This window comes from Anaeromassilibacillus senegalensis, assembly GCF_001261775.1.
Taxonomy (GTDB): Bacteria; Bacillota; Clostridia; order Oscillospirales; family Acutalibacteraceae; genus Anaeromassilibacillus; species Anaeromassilibacillus senegalensis.
This window is the reverse complement of record NZ_LN868536.1, coordinates 449,506-470,264: the sequence shown is the minus strand read 5'-3', so window position 1 is coordinate 470,264 and position 20,759 is coordinate 449,506. Positions and strand designations below refer to the sequence as shown.

Sequence of the window (20,759 nt, the reverse complement as noted above, 5' to 3'; positions counted from 1 at the left end):
TCATCTACGCCAGACGAATTGGAGACGTCTGGCGTGGATTTTTATATGCACAATTTTCTTTCTTATCCTCTCTGCAATTTTTTGTTCCAAAGGCAAATTCATCCATATTATATAAAAACAAAAAGTATAATGGAACACTTTTGGAACACTCAACCTGCTACAATGTCGGATGAACAGGTGGGTCACCGCCTGAAAACAAAGGAGGAGAAGAAAATGAAAAAAAGAGTATGGCGCTCGCTGCTGTCTCTTGTGTTGGCGTTTTCCATGGTATTTTCCATATGGGCGCCGGCGCTTGCCAGAAGCGAATCCGCCAAGGACTGGGATCCCTCCGCGGAGTATGAGATTCTCACCGTGCTAAAAGATGCCGGCATTGAGGTCTACAGCGGAAACACCAGTCCGGGCGCAACAGTCGACCTGTGGTGGAACTACCACGGGGATGCCCTGTATTGGCGGCTGATTGCGGATGAGAACCAGGAATACTACCGGATTCAGCCCAAAAACACCACGGCTACTGTCCTCATGCCGGTAGATTCCCAAGCGGAAGCCGGTGTCAATCTGACAGTGGGAAACATCGATACTGCGGATGACTCCCAATGGTGGAAAATTGTCCCCGCTGAAACTGACGGACAGTACCGGCTGCTGAACAAGGCCTCCGAGCCTGGCACACCGGCATACGTCGCGCTCAAGGACGACGGCGTCAACGATGGCACGCCCGTTGTCCTGTCAGACGGAACGACGGCTTCCAGCTGCTGGAAGCTCAGCAAGGTAGAAGTTGCCCCGCCGGAGCCGGTCGACCCGGTCATGAATGTCTCCGCCGATAAAACTCTTTTGCAGGCGGGAGAGTCCGCTTCCCTAAAGGTGACGGCAAAAGACGAATATGAAAATACCATCAACGACTACGAAGTGAGAAGCAGCAATCCGGAGGTTGCGGAAGTTTCACGGACCAACAAAGGCATTATTGTGACAGCAAAAGCCAACGGCGTCGCCTCCATCGTCGCATCCGCCACATTAGAGGATGAAAGCATTGTTGAGGGTTATACGCCGATTATCGTGGGAACAGAACCCATTGATGGCGTCATCAATCCACTCAAAGCGCCGAATTCGGAAGTTTCCGCCCTGTTTGCCTATGACGAAGCCTATGGCGCCGCCTCTTACGTCGCCATGCAGGGGGATTCCGTTGTGGTCTCCGCTTCTCCCATGGGAATCGTGACCAGCGCAGGAGATTTCCGCAGCGGCCTGAAGCTGGTGGACGTGCTGGAAACCAGCGGTACGGAAGAGTACGAGCTCTTCGGTGCAAAGGTAAAGCATGTGAAAGCCCCCTACAATCAAAAAACCTTCTGTTTTGAAAAGGATGGCGTCCCCTACGACGTAATCCTGCGCGCGTTTGACGACGGCGTGGCATTCCGTTACAGTGTCGACGGCGACGCGGATACGGCGCTGTCTATTTCCTCTGAGCACACGGGCGTGCGCCTTCCCGAGGGCGCGTACACCTGGGCAATGAACTACAGCCAATCCAATGAGGACGTGGAAATCGAGCACGCCTCTCTCAAGCAGCTCAACTACCGCTATTCCATGCCCCTTCTCTACAAAACCACGGACGACATATACGCGCTTATATCCGAAGCGGATCTGGATGGCACTTACTGCGGCGCGCAGATAGCGGGCGATGGAACCGGCCTGCTGAACATCGTCTTCACGCCGGAGCAAACGGACGATGTTCAGACGGTCCTGCCCTTTGCCAGCCCGTGGCGCTATGTCGTCATCGGCGACCTGCAGGCAATCACCAACAACACCCTGGCCGAGTCTCTGGCTCCCGCCTCCAAAATGGAAGATACCAGCTGGATTGAGGCCGGCGTGACCGACTGGACCTGGCTCAACGGCGATCTGCGCCACGATCAGCTCCCGGACGGCGTCACCTTTGAAACAGCCGGCCTGGAATACTACAAAAAGTATGTGGACTTCGCTGTGGAAATGGGCTGGAAATATCAGCTTCTCGACGAGGGCTGGCAGCCGCGCGGCAACCGGCCCGCCGGCGAACATGAATACGAAGGCTACTACAAATGGATGCCGGACCTGATTGAATATGCGGCGGAAAAGGGCGTCGGACTGATCGTCTGGGCGCGAAAAGCCAACCTCGTCGATGACGAGTACCGCCAGAAGCTGTTCAAGGAATGGGCCGACATGGGCATCAAGGGCATCAAGCCAGACTTCTTTGACTCGCAGGATCAGGACACCATCCAGCTGATCGTCAAAATGATGGACGAAACAGCGGAAAATCACCTGCTGATCAATGTACACGGCGCGGGCAAACCGACCGGCGAACGCCGCACCTGGCCGCAGGCGATCGCGCGAGAAGCGGTCCGCGGCGCGGAAGCCTACGCGGTTGACAATGAGGAAACCTGGGGCGCCATCATGAACGCGCACCACAACTGCTCCCTGCCGTTTGTACGCGGCGCGGTCGGCCCCATGGATTATACCCCCATGGTGTCCTACGGAGCCAACGATAATCTGACCAATCACAATCCGGCCCGCTTCACCGTGGCACAGATGACCGCTCTGCCGGTCGTTTATGAGTGCGGCATGCAGTGTCTGGCGGACAAGCCGGACGTGTACCGTGCGCATCCCGGCTATGAGCACTACTTCAAAAACATGCCCTCCGAGTGGGATGAAGGCCTTCTGCTGGACGGCTACCCGGGCCAGTATGTGAACATGGCGCGGCGCAGCGGCGACGAATGGTATCAGGGAATCATCTGCAATGAGAAGCAGGACGCGGATTTCTCCCTGAACTTCCTCGGCGACGGCGAGTATATCGCTTACATTTATAAAGATTCTCCGGAGGTCCTCAAGGACGGCCCCGCGGCGCACGGCGAGTTTGGCCGCCACGACCGCGACGGCAGCAATCTGGTTGTCGATGCCGCGACGGTGAAGAGCAGCATCGTTGAGGAAGTCCGGACGGTCACCAAGGCCGATTCCCTCTCCATCCCGCTCGCACAGGGCGGCGGCGCGGCCATTCACTTTGTTCCCAAGAGCAAGGTGGAACAGGAAGCCCCGCAGATTGTAAAAGCCAGCCTCATCACTGACAAGCTGGTCGAGCTGAAATGGAACCAGGATGTCAAGGGCGCGGACGCGAAGTCCAGCTTCACGGTTCTGGTCAACGGCGAACCGGCGGAACTGAACAGTTACGGCTATACTGCCGGAAATGGCGCCCTCTACTTTGACCGCATGACCACACTGGAACTGAAAAACGCTCCGGCTGAAGGCGCAAATATACAAGTACGGGTAACCGGCGAAGTGACAAACGAACTGGGCGTTGCCGCGGATGCAGATGCGGTTTACATCGTCATCGACGCTCCGTTCTACACACAGTCCGTGCAGGCAAAATCCGGCGTCACCGTCAAGTCCAGTGATGCGGTGGAACCTTCCACCCTGCAAGCAGCGGCGGACATCATCGACGTCATGCTGGAAAAACGCTCTGACGTCGCCTCTGCAATGCTTGCAAACGGCGCGGCGCTCGCCGTCTACGGCAAGGGCGAAAGTGCTTACAGTATTCCGGAACACCGGGCAACCTACGACCCGGATATGTACTATGTGGAAGGCTACGGCGGCATGATGGGCAATCCGGTCGCGAGCATCTATGACGCAAACGTGCTTCGTCTCCTAAAGGAAACCTCCCCAGGGCATTACACCAGCTATGCGGACGAGTCCGTTCTGGTGCATGAGTTCGGCCACTCCGTCCAGCTGCTTGGCGTGGACGCTGTTCCCGAACTGAAGGCGGAATGCGACGCAGCCTATCAGGCGGCGAAGAGCCAGAACCTTTGGCCGAACAGCTACGCCATCTCGAACCGCGAAGAGTATTTCGCAACCTGCACGGCGATCTGGTTCAACGCAATGTCCGAGTCCTCCGACGGCTCCTGGGACGGCGTACGCGGACCGGTAAACACCCGTGAAGAGCTTAAGGCGTACGACAACACCATGTATCAGTTCCTGGCGAAACTCTACCCGGAGACCGCCGCGGTTTCCGATGCCTGGTCCAACGTTCCCGACCGCTTCCATCCGAGCGAGCAGCCGGAGGAGCCGGAATGGAATGCAAACGCACTTTACAAGATCAAAACAGCCCTGAACGGGCACTGCATGGAATCCAACAGCAACAATTCCGGCGAAGGCGCGATCGTCGACCTGTGGTGGGACTACGACGGCGACGCGGAATACTGGCGCCTGATTCCGGATGCCAACAACGAATATTACATGGTCCAACTGAAAGATGCAAACTCCACTGTCCTGATGCCGGCAGGCTCCAAAACAGAAGAGGGCGTCACCTTGACCTTCGGTAAAACAGACGCGGCAAACGACGCGCAGTGGTGGAAAATTGTCCCGGCGGAGCAGGATGGAACCTATCGCCTGATGAACAAAGCCTCCGCTGCCTCTCCCCTCTATCTCGCTCTGGAAGATGACGCGTCCGCCGACGGCACGCTTGTCATCCTGGCAAAGGATACCGCCCCCTCCAGCGTATGGAGCGTAGAAGAGCAAAAGAGCAACGACAACTTCCACAAGGCCGATCCCGACGCGGTCTATTTGAGTGACCTCGAATGGATCAACGCGGTGGACAGCTGGTTCCTGGTCCGCAAGGACTTGACGGTCAACCAGACGCAGATTTCCTGGAAGGAAAACGGCGAAACCGTCATCTATGAGAAGGGCATTGGCACCTTCGCTCCCTCGCAGGCGGTCTTTAATATCACCGGCCTGCACGCGGAAACCTTTAAAGCCGTCGGTTGCTTCCCGGCCGGCAAAGGCAATTGCGAATTTATCGTGCTGGCAGACGGCAAGCAGATTTATTCCAAGGCGCTCTCCTATGACGGCAACCAGATCACCCCGGACAACGGAGAACTGGAAGTCGCGATCCCGGAAGGCACACAAACCCTGACCCTGTACGCAAAGGGCAGCTGCAGCGCCACCTGGGCGGATGCACGCCTGTACTGCGACAAAGAGGCTCAGAAGGATTTGGCCCGTGTGACCGTGAGAGCCGAGGAAACCTGGCTGCAGAAGGGTGAAACTTCCGCGATCAGCGCGACCGGATACATCGGTCAGGTCGGCAGAGGCGGGCTGCAGAACAGTAAAGCAGACCTGACAAACGCCTCTATCACCTACAGCAGCAGCGACGAATCTGTTGCAACGGTCCAGAACGGCAAAATCACGGCGGTTTCGGACGGAACGGCCTCTATCACCTGTAATGTCGAACTGGACGGCGTCAAGCAGTCCGCTTCCCTTGATATAATCGTTGGAAACGGAGAGGAAAACTCCTGGACAGCGTTTTCCCCGGATGGAAGCGTAAAGGCCCTGTTCACCCAGCGCGATGACGGCTCTGTCGTTTATGCGGTCTCCCGCAATGGGAACACCGTGATCGGCACTTCCCCCACCGGGTTGGTCACCAACCTGGGCGACTTCCGCACGGGACTGACCTACGTGGATTCCAAACGCGAAACCGTTAAGGATTCCTACGATTTGATCGGCGCGAAGAAGAGCCATGTGGACGCCACCGGCACGGAACTCACCATGGGCTTTGAAAAGGGCGGCGTGCGCTACCGCATTGTCTGCCGCGTCTATGACGACGGCATGGCGTTCCACTACGCGATCGACGGACAGGACGGTACGGAACTGACGATTTCAGCGGAAGCCACCGGCTTCCTGATGCCGGATGGCTCCACTGCACAGACGATGGACTTCGACAAAGCAAACGAAGACCTCTACTACCAGCACACAGCGGAAGAGCTGGAGGGCGGCTACTGCATGCCGCTGCTCTATGAGACGCCGAACGGCGACTGGGCGCTTCTCTCCGAGGCCGCTCTCACCCCGCAGTACAGCGGCGGGCAGATCGTCGGCCACGACTCCGGCATGCTGGACGTTGTATTCTCTCCGGAGCAGTTCAGCGACGTTACAACCACCGCACCGTTTGTTTCTCCGTGGCGCTACATGGTCATCGGCGATATTGCGGACATTGCGGAAAACACCCTGGCGGAAACCCTGAATCCCGACTGTGAAATGGACGATGTCAGCTGGATCGAACCGAGTCCGGTTGACTGGACCTGGCTGAACGGCGACCTTCGCCACGACAACCTGCCGGAAGGCACCTCATGGGAAGAAACCGCGCCGAGACTTTACAAGGAATACATTGACTTCGCCGTTGAGATGGGCTGGAAATATCAGCTCTTGGACGAAGGCTGGCAGCCGCGCGTATACAATCGCGGCAACGACCTCTACGACGGTTATTACGACTGGATGCCCGAGGTCCTGGACTATGCAAAGGAAAAAGGCATCGGCCTGATCGTGTGGGCCAACAAGCGCGACCTGGATACCCCGAAGGAGCGCGAGCGCATCAAGGAATGGGCTGAAATGGGTATCGTGGGCGTCAAACCCGACTTCTTTGATTCCCAGAGTCAGGAGATTATCGAACTGCTGGACATCCTGACCAAGGAGACAGCGGAAAATCATCTGCTCATCAACATCCATGGCGCAGGAAAAACCACCGGCGAAAGAAGAACCTATCCGAACGCAATCTGCCGCGAGGCGATTTCCGGCGGCGAGGGCTGTGTAAACAACGCATACTTTAACTGCATGCTGCCGTTTACCCGCTTTGCCGTGGGCGGTGCGGACTTCACCCCGATGGCTTCCTACAACAACACCTTCGGCAGGAAGGACGTTACACAGGCACATCTGACGGCAGAGTCCATCGTCTTTGAATGCGGCATTCAGACCATGGCGGATAAGCCGGCGATCTATCGTGCGCATGCAGCGTACGAAAACCTGTTTAAGAACCTGCCCACCACCTGGAACAACTCTATTCTGGTGGACGGCGACCCGGGCCACTATGTAAACATGGCGCGTCAAAACGGCGACAGCTGGTACGTCGGCATCCTCTGTAACGAGGCGCGCACCGCGGAATTCAATCTCAACTTCCTGGAGGACGGCGCTTATACCGCCTACATTTTCCGCGACAGCGACGATCCGAAGAATACCGACAGCCAAAAAGCAATCATTACAGAAACCATGACGGTTACCAAGGGACAGACCCTGTCCATCGACGTCAAGAAAACCGGCGGCGCGGTTGTCAAGCTTGTCAAAGCCGGTGCAAAAGCGCTGGAAGTAACCTACAGCGGCAAGCAAGCGTCCCTGTTTGTAAACGATGAAGAGCAGAAGCTGGCAAACCTGACCGGCAGCTACAAAGCGGAACTCACCCCGGATGGCAAAACCACCCTGACCTTTATCCCGGCAGTGGAAGGAAGAGAATTCGCGGGCGTCACCGTTAACGGCGAGGCGCTGAAGGACTTCACCGAGGATTCCTATACCATGACCATCGACGGACTCCCGACGGTTGCCAAATACAACCTGGCGTTCACCGTGGTCAACAAGCAGATCCTCCGCACCGTGCTGACAGCGGCAGAAGCGCTGAACGGCGGTAAAGAATATCTGGAGGCTGTTCCCTCCGTACAGAAGAAGTTTGACGCCGCTTTGAAGAACGCACAGGAAATTGAAAAGCAGCTAGACGCCTCTCAGAAGGACATCGACGGCGCCTGGAAGGATCTGCTGCATGTCATTCAGTTCCTGAGCTTTGCAAAGGGCGACAAGACCGCGCTGGAAGAGGCGCTGGCCGCAGCGGGAATGCTGGACGAAGAGCTTTACACCAGCGCTTCCTGGCAGGCTTTCCAGAAAGTCTGCGAAGCAGCCCAGGCCGTCTATGACGACGAAGACGCCATGGACAAGGAAATCCAGGAGGCCTGCGCATCGCTGAACCAGGCGATGGAGGACCTCGAGGACAAGGCCGACTGGAGCGAGCTCCTCTCCCTGATGGAAAAGGCGGAAGAAATCGAAGCCGTCCTGGATTCCGCGTATCTGGAAACCGGCAGAGACGCCTTCCAGAAAGCACTGGATGAAGCCAGAGCCATGGAAGAAAGCGCCAGCCAGAAGGAAATCAACCAGATGACGGAAAAACTCACCCTGGCTATGGCGGGCCTCAGAAAAATCCCGAACCGCGACGAACTGAACGACCTGATCGCCGAGATGGAGCAGATCAGCCTGAACGGCTATACCAAGGCCAGCGCGGCAACCTTTGCTCAGGCGCTGAGCGACCTGAAGGCAGCCGCAGCGGACGAAACCGCGGACGACGAAACCCTTGCGACAGCATATCACAACGCCGTGGACGCAAAGGACAATCTGGAAAAGGCGGAAACACCCGTGAAGCCTGACCGGAAACCGTCCGGCGGCAAGGGCAGCTCCACCGGTTCCTCCCATACCTACGGCGCGGCCGGTACCGCTGTGGTCAACGCGGCACAAAGCGTCTCCACACAGGGCGCGTATGTCGTCAGCGACACCACCGTGAACTTCACCCTCAAGAGAGGCAGCGCATACTGCTTCAAGATGACAGTGCAGGGCGGTGTAAACCTGACGCCGAGCTTCACCGTCGGCAACGGCGGCATACTCAAGACGCAGTTTGTCGCCAAAATCGGCAATGACTGCTATTACAGAGTCTGGGCCGTCGGCACACCGGGCCAGAGCACCGGCGTGTATACACAATTACCCAACGGGAAGCCGCAAAAGCATTGTGCCATTACAATTGCTTAAATTGCTTCCCGCTGTAAGTACACTCCGACCGGAGAATCCGGTCAAGCACTGCACAGTCACAATCGGCTAAAACATCCAGCGGCCGATAAAAGGAAGCACCGCTTGGCGAATAGAACTCGAAAGGGTTCTGTTTTGTAAGAAGCTTCCACTGAATAGCACCATAGGTGATGGTCACTGCGCATCTGCGTGCCGACCGCTGATCCATGTCTTAAAAAATGATTGGGGTTCTCTTCACAGCGAACCCCAATCCCCTTTTTAAAATGACAGAAGCCTCCTGCCGCAGAATACCTGAGGCGGGAGGCTTCCTGTTTTTTATTGCGCCCATCGTTTATAGAAAATCCTTGGATTTTTTACTTTTTTTAAACGTAACAAAAAAATTCGTTTCTCCCAATCCAATCGGAAAGCGCTCAGGAACTGAGAAAACATAATTTTTTTATGGTTACGGCAAAAAATCCGCGTAAATATACTGAAACTCTACATTAATATAGTTGGTTTTAAAGCCCGTCAGCTTGGGATTTTTCAGCATGGCGCTCTGGCGAATCTGCAGGGGGATCAACGCGCCGTCCCGCAGAAGAATGCCTTCTGCCCGGGCAAGAAGGCTCATCCGGCTTTGCGGGTCCGTTTGGTTGTTCGCCAAGCGGAAGCACTCGTCATACTCCGGACTGTTGTAGCACGCGTAATTGTAGGAAGAATTGGAAGTCCACAGCTCCAAATAGGTTGCCGGGTCGGGGTAATCCGGCGTCCAGCCGGACAGGGACATCTGGAATTTATGCGCGGCATCCAGCTCCATATGCGTATTGTAGGGAACGGCAAAAATCGCAATCTGAATACCGAGCGTATCCTGCAACTGATCCCGAATAATCTCTGCCTCCTTTGAAGCCCAATGATCGTCCGAAATTAATAGCTCAAGCGTCAGGTCCTCCGCCCTTTCGATCTTCAGTTCCTCTAAGGCCGTTTTCAAATAATCGCGGGCAATCTGTGCGTCTCCATCAAGCGGAAACGCTTCCAGAGGATACTCCTCACCAAACGTCTTGTGGGTTCCCGGAAGGATGGGTAAAACATATCGCGCGCTGGGCGTCACCGTGCGTGAACCAAGAGAATCAATGTACGCATTGCGGTTCAGCGCATAGTTGAGCGCAAGCCGCAGATTTTTATTATGCAGCGGGCAGTCCTCGCTCATATTCAAGCGGATAAAATCGTTGGCGCCGTTGAAATAGTATTCCATATAGGGCAGCATTTTCGAGCTGATCGAATCTGTGGCGGTTGGAAGGATATCTAGTTCCTGATTTTCAAACATTTTATACAGCTTACCAAAATCGGAAGAAATGGCAATGTGAACGGCGTCCAGCTTGATCCGGTCTGCGTCCCAATAATATGGGTTTTTTTCCAACCGGATGGAGTCGTTGCGAACCCAATTTTTCACGATAAACGGCCCGTTGCAAAGGCCAGCGTCCATTTTTGAAAAGTCGCTCTGCGAACGCACTGGAGAAAACGGCGGCAGCGCCAACAGCTGTAAAAAATACGGCGTGGGATTTTCCAAAACAAATTGCAGCGTTTTCTCATCAATTGCCCTCACCCCCAAACGCTCAACAGGCAATTCTTTTTCGTGAATTTCCATGGCGTTTAAAATAGGATAAGCAAAGAATGGTCGGCTGGATTTCTCCTCTGTAACCATTCGCTGCACCGCGCGGACAAAGTCCTCCGCCTTTACAGGCGTTCCATCCCCATACACCGCGTCGCGCAAATGAAACGTATAGGTCCGCCCATCCGTGGAAATTTCATATGACTCCGCAATGCCGTAGCGAAGCTGGTTCTGATAAGTACGCATTAAACCCTCGTATATATGGTAGGCAATGGTCATTTCCGGTATTCCGTCCGTTTCCTGAGGATCCAGCGTGTTCGGGTTCATCGGCAGCGAATACCGGAATATTTTGGGATGTGTACCATTTTCCATGGGGGCAGGAGCCGACGCACAGGCGGGAATTCCTATGAAAATGCACAGCACCAAAACACACAGCAGTAATTTTCTCACATATATCACCAAAAATCCGACAACAATCTTTATTTGAGTGTTAGCATATCACAAACCTATGGTACAAACAAGGTATCTACGAGACACAAAAAATAAAATGGCAAAAATTCATCGAATAATTCCAAATAATAACTTATCGTTCCACATGCTACGATAGACTAAAATTGTTTTGGGAAACATGGAAAAGAAGGCGGACATATGCGATCGATCAACAAGGAAAATAAAAAGTTTTTTTTGACCGCTGGTCTGTGCCTGCTCCTGATCAGCCTGGTATTTGTTTACTCGGTCTGGTACGCTCCATCCCATTCAGCGGCGCCTCGTGTAAAGAATGGTGTTTTGGACCTGTACGGTATCGACTACGGCACCGGGGAACCGATCTACCTGGATGGCGAGTGGGAGTTCTTCTGGAACACGCTCCTTGTCACAGACTATGAGGAAAATAAAAAACCGGATGGAATGATTCAGGTACCCAGTTACTGGACAGGATGGAATCCGGACAGCCAATCACTGCCTCATCAGGGTTACGCCAGCTACCGGCTGCACCTGATCAACTGCCCGCCCGAAGCGGACATTTTGGTGTCTGTCCCAAATCTTCCGTCTGCCTATCGCGTTTTCATCAATGGCCAGTCCGTAACCGAGAGCGGTACGCTCCTGAAAAATCTCAACAACATTGAGATAGAACCGGAAATACGCAAGTATAACAACTTTTATTTACGCTCCTCTGAATGTGATCTGGTCATTGAGACGGCCAGCCGTACCTATCCGGGTTTATGCATCACCCCCGTGTTGATTGAGCACGATGCATTTGAACGGGACGCGCGCAGAAACCTGATTTTCAGCTCTCTGCTGCTCGGTATTGCGATCGTTTTCATCATCTTCTATACAATGGATCTCATCCTAAAACCGAAAAGCGGTTACTCCGTCTCCATTTTGATCTTAATGCTTTTGTTATTGTTAAAAAGCGTTTATCGCGCGTCCATTTTTTCCGCGCTCGCCTACTGGTCCCCCCTCCCCTTTGACTATGCCCTGCTGCCATTCCATATTGCCGGAGCTGCCGCATGGTCCATTCTGCTGTGTTCTGCGCCGGGCATGTCCAAAGGCCGCCAGGCACAGCGGAGCATGCTGTTTGTCGGCTTACTGATGCTCGGCGTTTATGGGGTCGCAATCGCAATCGGGGCGTTTTTTCACACCTCCTGGTGGTGGCTTGTTACCGATCTTCTACTGGCTCCGATCCTTTTTTTCCGTCTGCTGGTCCCAGTCCTAAAGGATTCAAATCCTCCAAACCCATACTTCTTCCCTTATTATCTGGGCTGCATGGCGCTCTATACCGGGGGATTCCTGGGCGATATGGCGCTTGCCGGGGTATTTCCTTCAGGCGACAGCTTCGCCTATCCGTTCAGTCTGGTATTGCTGGCGATTGCAATCAAATATATGGATGGCAAACGCATGAACTCTATTCAAAACGAGGCGTTGTTCGTGGCGGAAATGCGTGCAAAACTGCAACGAGCGCAGACCGATCTCGCCCTTCATCAGATTCAGCCGCACTTTCTGTACAACGCCCTGCTTGCAATCAAGGTCCTCTGCCGGAAAGACCCCGCCAAAGCGGAGCGCGCCGTATATGATTTTTCAACCTATCTGCGTGGAAACATGAACTCCATTGAAAGCACGGAACCGATTCTGTTTGAGGAAGAGCTGCAAAATATTCGCGCCTACCTCAACATCGAACAGGTGCGGTTCGGCGACCGCCTCCGGGTAGAATGGGATATTCAATTCTGCAACTTTATGGTGCCGCCTCTCACGGTGCAGCCCCTGGTGGAAAATGCGGTACGGCACGGCGTCTGCCAAAAGGTGGAGGGAGGGTTTGTCTCCCTGAAATCCTATCAAAAAGACGGATATGTCTGGATCGAGATCACGGATGACGGCGTTGGATTTGACACGGAGCAGCTGCAATCCGCCAGCTTTGGCGGGATCGGCATTAAAAACCTCCGTTACCGGCTGGAGACGCTGCTGCATGCGGAGCTGGATATTCAGAGCGAAATTGGCAAATGGACCAAACAGGTCATCAAAATTCCGGAACAGGAGGCGCAGCTTTTCGATGAAGATCCTGATTGTTGACGACGAGCCGCTGGCCGCAGAGGAGCTGGCGGACACCTGCGAACAGATTGCAGGTCTGGAAATTGCCGGCGTATTTCTAAACGCCACAGAAGCACTTTCTTACGCGGAAACCCACCCCGTGGACCTTGCCTTTCTGGATATTGAAATGCCGGGCATCCAGGGATTGGAGCTGGCGCACTGTTTACACACCATTAATGAAAAAATAGCGGTCGTTTTTGTAACGGGATTTAAAAAATACGCTTTTGACGCTTTTAATGAAGATGCCTACGGCTATATTCTAAAGCCATTTGAACGCGATGCAATTCAGAAGATCATCGACCGGGTACGGCGCATTGCAAAGCCAACCGAGCAAAAGAAGGCCGTTATCCGCACGTTTGGCCGCTTTGGCCTTTTTGTGGACGACACACCGGTTGATTTTAAGAGCCACAAGGCCAAAGAACTGTTTGCCCTCTTAATCAGCCAAAGCGGTGCGCTCTCAGATATGGATTTTATCATCGGAACGCTCTGGGAAGAGGAACAATACGACAGCAAGGTGAAAGGGAAGTATCGCAAAGCATGCATGTATCTGCGTCAGGCTCTGGAAAGAGCGGGCCTTGGAGAAACGCTGATTTCCGTGCGCGGCAAGCTGGGCGTCAACTGTGAACCGTTTGACTGCGACTACTTTCGGGTACTCAATGGAGACGTGCGCGCGGCTGCCTCCTTTACAGGGGAATTTCTCTTTGAATACTCCTGGGCGGAGGAACTGCTGCCAAACATACAGCGCAAGGTGGAGTTGATCTTGGAAAAAAATCCACAGGCGCGTGTGTAATTATCATGCAATAAAAAAACTGGGAGAATTTACTTCTCCCAGTTTTTTTATTGCAAAGTGGCGTTTGTTTCACGCATTGCGAGAGCTGCTGCCTTTTTATTACGTTTAAACGCTCTTTCCTATATTTAATTTCTGTCTTATTATTCGCTGTAAAGGCAATTGGAGCGGCACAGGTGTCTTTATTACCCTTGCAGGCAAGTCGTACAAGCTTTTCAACTGTGGTATAAAATAATGCCATCTATTTACAAGTCAAATTAAATAGGCTTTGAACCGCTTACGCAGATCAAAATGCCGCCTGTTTTCGGACAGGCGGCATTTTTGTTATCATTTATCACAATACACAAACATTCCATAGACATTACCGATTCCGTTAAAAAATCATATAAAATTGCTCGAATATCATAAATACATTCAGGCCGGTCTATGGTAAGACTTAAAATAGGAAACCAGGTCAGATGGGTTTCCAAAACAAAAAGGACAAGGAGGAGTTATGACATGAAAAAGCGACTGATCTCAGGCATTTTGGCTGTGGCGACAGTCTGCAGCATGCTGACCGGAATGGGCACCACTGCTTTCGCTGAGACACAGCGGACCGGCAATCAGAACTACTTTACCAACCAGGGGCGGCTGATGGACTCCGCTTTTGCACAGCTTCCTTTGGGAGCTGTGAAGGGTGAGGCATGGATTGAGGAACAGCTGCTGCTGCAAAAGCACGGTCTGACCGGCGCCATGCAGGATTTTGAAGGCGCATTTACCGATTACGGTTCCCAAAGCGCCTGGCAGGGCGGCAATGGGGACAGTTGGGAGAACGGCCCCTACTATTTCAGAGGTCTGACCGCACTGGCCTGGACGTTGGACGACCAGGAGCTCAAGGCCAAGGCAATGAAATGGATTGACTGGGTCCTAGACAATCAGAGAGATAACGGATTTTTCGGCCCCTTAAAGGACGGCGACGGCATAAACACCTCCGGTTGGGATTGGTGGCCCCGTATGGTTGTGATTGGCACCATTCGCGATTATTACGAGGCAACGGAACGGGAAGGTACGCCGGACCCGCGCGTCCTGCCTTTTTTTGAAAAATACTTCCGTTTCCAGGAGATGCGGCTCCCATCGAAGCCCTTGTCCAACCATTGGGCGGAGGCGCGCGGCGGGGATAATATGGAGGTTGTCCTCTGGTACTATAACCGCGTTTACGATCCGCGGCAGCCGGAACAAAGCGACTGGTTGATTGACCTTGTCCACGAACTGGATAAGTCCACCTTTAACTGGAGTGACATCTTCACCGATACCACAGTTCGACACCATGTGGTCAACACCACGCAGGCCATGAAAATGCCAGCGGTCCGCTACCAGGTTACCGGGGACGACAGGGACCGCAATGCCCTGCGCGAGGGCATTTTCAATATGGGAATTGACCATGGACGCATTGACAATATGGCCAGCGCAGACGAGCAGGCACGGGACAACCTGCCCTACCGCGGAACTGAAACATGCGGCGTGGTAGAAAGCCTGCTGTCCAATGAAATCAATCTCCGTATTCTGGGTGACAGCTGGATCGGTGATGAGCTGGAGTTAGTTGCATACAACAATTTGCCGGCGTCAATGACGCCGGACTTTAACCGCCGCTGTTACTTCCAGTCACAAAACCAGGCAACCATCACACAGGGCTGGGGAGAATACGATTCCGACGGCGGTGAAAGCGCCGCCTTCACGGCGGCGGACGGCACCTGCTGCCTGGGCGATATGCATATGGGCTGGCCTAAACTGGTGCAGAACATGTGGATGGCCACGCCCGACAATGGACTTGCTGCTGTTGTCTATGGTCCCAACCGAGTCACAGCACAGGTCGCAAATGGCAGGACCGCTGTCTTCACACAAGAGACCAATTATCCGTTTGAAGGCTCCATCAAGCTTACCTATGAAGGCGAAGCAGCTTCTTTCCCGCTGGTCCTGCGCGTTCCTCAGTGGTGCAAGGCGCCCGTCTTTCAAGTAAACGGCGAGGAAATTTTTGGCGAGATCGTGGACGGATACTTCACGATTGACCGTGCCTTTACCGCAGGGGATGTGGTCAAGCTTTCTTTCCCGATGGAGCTGGAAACCTCCACCTGGTACAACAATACGGCCGCAATTAAAAGAGGGCCGCTCTATTTTGTGACCAAAGTTGAGGAAGACTGGCGCGTTACAACTGACGATGACGCTGCCTATGCCGGTGGGTTTCGCTCTCCCAAAGAATACCCGGTTCTGGAGGTTTATCCCGCCAGCAAATGGAACTACGCACTATACCTGGACCGTGAGGAACCGGGAAATTCCTTTGAAATTACAATAGCGGATAAAATCCCGTTGCAGCCGTTCACCACAAAGACCGCCCCGGTCACCCTCAAGGCGAAGGGCCAGGAGATACCCGAATGGCAGATGCTCGGCAATGTCGTTCCGGAGCCGCCCTTCTCCCCTATTGCACCGGACAAAAGCCGGACAGAAGAAATTATATTGGTTCCGTATGGCTGCACAAAGTTGCGGATGACACAGATCCCGGTGGTCGGCAAAGCGAAGGATACCGTCGTCCGTTCCATCCGAACGGCAAAGGTTAAACAGCAGAACGGCGAAAAGGTCATAGAATTTGACAATATCATTGTACCACCTGCAGAAAATTACCAGCTGAAAATCCACTACTCCGGCAAAGGCCAGTTCCATATGAATATTAACAGCAAATACGAGCAAGATCTGACCTTCCAAAGCGGCGGGAACCCCATTGTCATCGACGACCTGTACAATATCGTGCCGGGCGACCAGGCATTCCGTTTCTCCCGTGATCATTACAACACTATCCGCTTCTTCGGCGACGCGGACGTTTCCATTGACCATATTGAAGTGATCCCGGTCCGCCCTTTTGAAAAGCCGGAAATCCGCTCGGCAGTTGTAAATAAGGATTCCGTCATGCTGAACACCAACGTCACCAGAAGCAACGGGTTCTACACAGTTCAATACGGCACGGAAAGCGGCAATTACACCCACACGGCCTCCGGCTTCCGTTCCAATATTGCCACCATTACTGGCTTGGATATGCGCAACACCTACTACTTCCGCATTTCCATGGTTGTAAACGGCCGAACCGTGGAGTCGGACGAGATTGCCGCACAGGCCAATCAGCCGGTAGATATTCAGTTTCAGGACGATTTCAGTGATCCAGAAGAGAGCACCAAAAACTGGACTGAATATGATCCCGACAACGTCATCCATATCGAGCCGGGAAAAATCGTCCTGGGCAACAGCAGCAGCACAAAGATCGTCACCGGTGAGGAATCCTGGGCACATTACACGGTGGAGGCAACGGTAAAAGCCCCGCAGAATAACGGCAACAATTACGGCATCATGTTCCGTGCAACCAATATAACAGAGGAAAACGGAAACAAGTACAGCGGTTATTACGCCGGAATCGGCGTAAACAATGGCGGACTGAACATCACACTGGGCTACCTTGACGGGGACTGGCATTTTCTCAAGGATGTCCCCTTCCCGGATTACCAGGCCGGTCAAGCGTACACTCTCAAGGTTGTGGTCAACGGCAACCGGATCGGCGTATTTGTTGACGGTGAACTGAAACTGACCTACGAGGATTCCCGCTGCATGGTTGGCAAAGTCGGCCTGCGTTCCTGGACGCAGCCGTTTGAATGCTCCAGCTTTGAGGTACGTAATTCCACTGATGAGGAGCTGCTTGCGCTGGGCCTGGAACCGTCCGGCCCCAAGACGTATTTTGAAGACGATTTCAGCGATCCGGAACAGAGCGCGCAAAATTGGACGGAGTACGATCCGGACAACATCATCGAGATTCAACCGGGAAAGCTCGTCGCCGGCAACAGCGAGAACAGCAAAATTGTGACCGGCGAGGAATCCTGGACGGATTACACCGTGGAAGCAAAAGTCAAAGGCCCTGACAACGGCAACAACTTTGGCATAATGCTTCGTGCAACCAATATCGGCGAGGGCGATTCCAACCAATACAGCGGTTACTATGTCGGCCTTGGCTTCAACTACGGCGTATACAGCGCCACCCTGGGAAAATGCAACAACGACTGGTTCGCAATGAATGTCCAAAAGTTTGACCAGTTCATGGGCAAGCCCTACCAGCCGGGACAGGAATATACGTTGAAAGCGGTTGTCAACGGCACAACCATCGGTGTATTCATCGACGACACACTGATCATCAACCATGAGGATTCTGACTGGTCGTTTGGAAAGGTCGGCCTGCGCTCCTGGACACAGCCATTCGAATGCTCTTATTTTAAAGTGCGTGAAAGCACACCGGAAGAGCTGGCGGCGCTTGGCATCGGCGATCCCCCCTCCGATCCGCCGATTGACCCCGATTTCCAAGAGGATTTTGAAAAACAGGAAGAAGCGCAGGCAAGATGGTCCCTGCTTGGCGAAACGGCCAAAATCTCTATTGCAGATGGAAAGCTGACCTTTACACCGAGCGAAAACACCAAAGCAGTCGCTGGAAGCGAGGAGTGGACCGACTACGTTGTGGAGTCCACGGTCCGCCTGCATCAGGAGGGCGGCGATGCCGGCATGATCTTCCGCGTAACCGGCGCGGAAAGCGGGACCAATGCGTACAACGGATATTATTTTGGCATCCGCAAGGGCGTCGCATCCTTCGGCTATGCAGACGGAGAATGGCACCATATCCGCGACGTCGCCATGCCGGTTGCAATCGGACAGGATCACAAATTGAAGGCCGTCGTTTCAGAAGACCGGATCGCGCTCTATGTGGACGATGCACTGGTCCTCAAATATTACGACGACCGGTATTCAAAAGGACAAATCGGCTTCCGATCCTATCTTACCTCCCTCTCCGCCGATAATATTTCCGTCCGCCTGGTGCGGGACGAGGACCTCACTGTATTCAGAGATGGGATGAAAACCATCACAGGTGCATATGAAAGCGCCGTAATCAAGTACAGTAAGATTCGCAATGCCGGTACCTATAAAATTATGTACGGCACCGAATCGGGCAAATACACGCATTCTGTCTATGATGTCACTTACAACACTTCACTGGGGGGCGGGAACGCTGCCGACAAAACGGCATTCAGCGGCCTGGAAAACGATACCACCTACTATGTGCGTCTTGTCGGCCTTCAGGGAAACAAGGAACTGGAGACCTCCGATGAATTCACAGTAAAAACCGGCACAATCTCGGACGTCGGCAAAGAGCGCGACACGTTGATGTCTCTGGTTGAAACGATCCGTTCCGAAGAAAAGCAGGATGCCTACAGTGCCAAAGCCTGGGACCGGCTGCAGGAAACCCTCGGCTATGCCGATCAGATGCTTTCCGATGTACGCGCACACAAAATGGACCTGGATCTGGCTGTCAGTATGCTGAGCGCCGCCGTCGCAGAAAAGGGCACCCCCGTGCCGACAGAACCGACGTATCTGAAAGTCCGTTATAATGCCGGTGCAAAGCTCGACGTGGCGGGAGATATGGACGAACGCTACGGCTTCCCGGGTTACTGCGAAGGGACCATCCCAGCCGGAGGCACAGCACGCCTGCGCTTTACCCCCTATGCAGAGGGAAGGGAATTTGCGGGCGTTTCCGTAAACGGCAGCGCAGACAGCTTCTTTGAGAAAGGCCAGTATGTCTGTCAGGTATCCGCAGACGGCACGAGCGTTTCATTGGAATTTGACTTTACGATCGTAAATAAGCTGGTACTGAACACCGCTATCCAGTATGCGCAAGAAGCGCAAAGCGGCGATGAATATGCGTCCGCCATGCCGACTGTACAAAAACGCTTTGACAAAGCGCTGGCGGCGGCGGTCAAGGTTGCAGAGGCGAAAACCGCAGATCAGAAAGCCATTGACAAGGCGTGGAGCGATTTGATCGATGTGATCCACCTGCTGCAATTTCAAAACGGCGATATGTCCGCACTGGAACTTCAGCTCCATATGGGAAGCCTGCTGGATTCAGCGGACTACACAACAGAGAGTTGGAACGCCTATCTGGAGGTACGGGAATGCGCACAGGCAATGTTTGACGCACAGGATTCTCTGCAGGAGGAGATCGACACCATGGTGAAGGAGCTCAAAGAGGCAATTTCTTCCCTGGTGTTTGCCGCGGACAAGCGCGACCTGCAAAATCTGGTTGACGAGGCCGATCACTACGATCTTGACGACTATCTGGAAATCGGAAAAGAGGCGTTCAGCGCCACACTTCAGGCCGCCAGAGAACTCCTGACAGATGTTGACGCCACCAACAGAGACTACAACGTGATGCTGGTCCGCCTGACCAGCGCGATGTCTGACCTGCGCAGGATTCCGGACAAGGAAGCGCTGGACGCTCTGCTGGCACGTTTTGAAACCATAAATTCAAACCCCTACACCGCAGAGAGTTATGCTGCTTACCGCGCCAGCGTTGACGCCTTGAAAAAATTGATCAACCGCGGCGCTTCTGTGGAAGAAATCGGCATGGCATATTATGAAGCACTCGAAAAAGAAGACGCACTGACGCATGAGCCCTCCAAACCGGACGCCGGCAAACCTGGTAAGGGCTCTTCTGGCCGCACTTACCAAAACGATTCCCTTTATGGGGACGAAGGCAAGGTTCTGGCGGGAATCGACTCCTCAGCAGCAACGCCATCCATTCTCTCCGACACCACCTCCAAATTCACATTGAAACGCGGTTCGGCATATTGCTTTAAAATGACAGTTGCGAACGGAAGCGATTTTTCGCCAAGCTTTACCGTCGGCAATGGAGCGGTTCTCAAAACACAATTTGTCGCGCAGCTCGGCAGCGATTTCTACTACAGGGTTTGGGCCGTCGGCATGCCGGGCCAAAGCACAGGCGTTTATACGGCCTTACTGCATCAGAAACCACAAAAACACTGCACTGTTACCATTGCATAAAAGCATTTCACAATAATATCTTATGATAACCTGTGGAGGAAGCCGGCTGCCAATGTACAGCCGGCTTCTTTTCATTCAGCCGTCATTCTCTAAAAAATCGTTTTTCTTATCCTGTTTTTGTATTATTCCTTTATATACCAGATATCTTAGCAATAACATACAATCTCCTGTATTCCCAATTAAATTTATTAAATCCATTCATTTATAAGTATTTACCTTTTCTGTCACACGGTTTATTATAAAAATACACCGGCTTTTTTATAAAACACATCCGGTCGAATGAATGGGGGCATACAT

Annotated in this window: 5 protein-coding genes; 4 read left to right on the top strand and 1 reads right to left on the bottom strand. The window is 53.4% G+C overall.

The window, feature by feature from the left end; all coding sequences use genetic code 11:
- The first annotated feature begins 213 nt into the window (after positions 1–213).
- Complete coding sequence (locus BN2106_RS04385) at positions 214–8,613, top strand: glycoside hydrolase family 97 N-terminal domain-containing protein (RefSeq protein ID WP_050697348.1); 8,400 nt, start codon at positions 214–216, stop codon at positions 8,611–8,613.
- A gap of 439 nt (positions 8,614–9,052) precedes the next feature.
- On the opposite strand, the gene BN2106_RS04380 is transcribed toward BN2106_RS04385, so the two are convergent.
- Positions 9,053–10,645, bottom strand: coding sequence for a peptide ABC transporter substrate-binding protein (locus tag BN2106_RS04380; RefSeq protein WP_207641694.1), 1,593 nt, complete (start codon positions 10,643–10,645; stop codon positions 9,053–9,055).
- Between the two features lie 198 nt (positions 10,646–10,843).
- Between BN2106_RS04380 and BN2106_RS04375 the strand changes: the two genes are divergently transcribed.
- The 3 genes from BN2106_RS04375 to BN2106_RS04365 all read left to right on the top strand — a co-directional run bounded on the left by BN2106_RS04375 (position 10,844) and on the right by BN2106_RS04365 (position 20,462).
- Complete coding sequence (locus BN2106_RS04375; protein WP_050697346.1) at positions 10,844–12,760, top strand: sensor histidine kinase; 1,917 nt, start codon at positions 10,844–10,846, stop codon at positions 12,758–12,760.
- Positions 12,741–13,568 carry a response regulator gene (locus BN2106_RS04370; RefSeq protein ID WP_050697345.1) on the top strand — a complete coding sequence of 276 codons (828 nt, stop codon included), beginning with the start codon at positions 12,741–12,743 and terminating at the stop codon, positions 13,566–13,568. The genes BN2106_RS04375 and BN2106_RS04370 overlap by 20 nt, the downstream gene beginning before the upstream one ends.
- A gap of 495 nt (positions 13,569–14,063) precedes the next feature.
- Positions 14,064–20,462, top strand: a complete 6,399-nt coding sequence (locus BN2106_RS04365) for a 3-keto-alpha-glucoside-1,2-lyase-like domain-containing protein (RefSeq protein ID WP_050697344.1) — start codon at positions 14,064–14,066, stop codon at positions 20,460–20,462.
- Positions 20,463–20,759: the final 297 nt, after the last annotated feature.

What these genes read in the sequence shown, in the direction of transcription:
- BN2106_RS04385 (WP_050697348.1), top strand. Translation starts at nt 214, where the DNA reads ATGAAAAAAAGAGTATGGCGCTCGCTGCTGTCTCTTGTGTTGGCGTTT.
- BN2106_RS04375 (WP_050697346.1), top strand. Translation starts at nt 10,844, where the DNA reads ATGCGATCGATCAACAAGGAAAATAAAAAGTTTTTTTTGACCGCTGGT.
- BN2106_RS04370 (WP_050697345.1), top strand. Translation starts at nt 12,741, where the DNA reads ATGAAGATCCTGATTGTTGACGACGAGCCGCTGGCCGCAGAGGAGCTG.
- BN2106_RS04365 (WP_050697344.1), top strand. Translation starts at nt 14,064, where the DNA reads ATGAAAAAGCGACTGATCTCAGGCATTTTGGCTGTGGCGACAGTCTGC.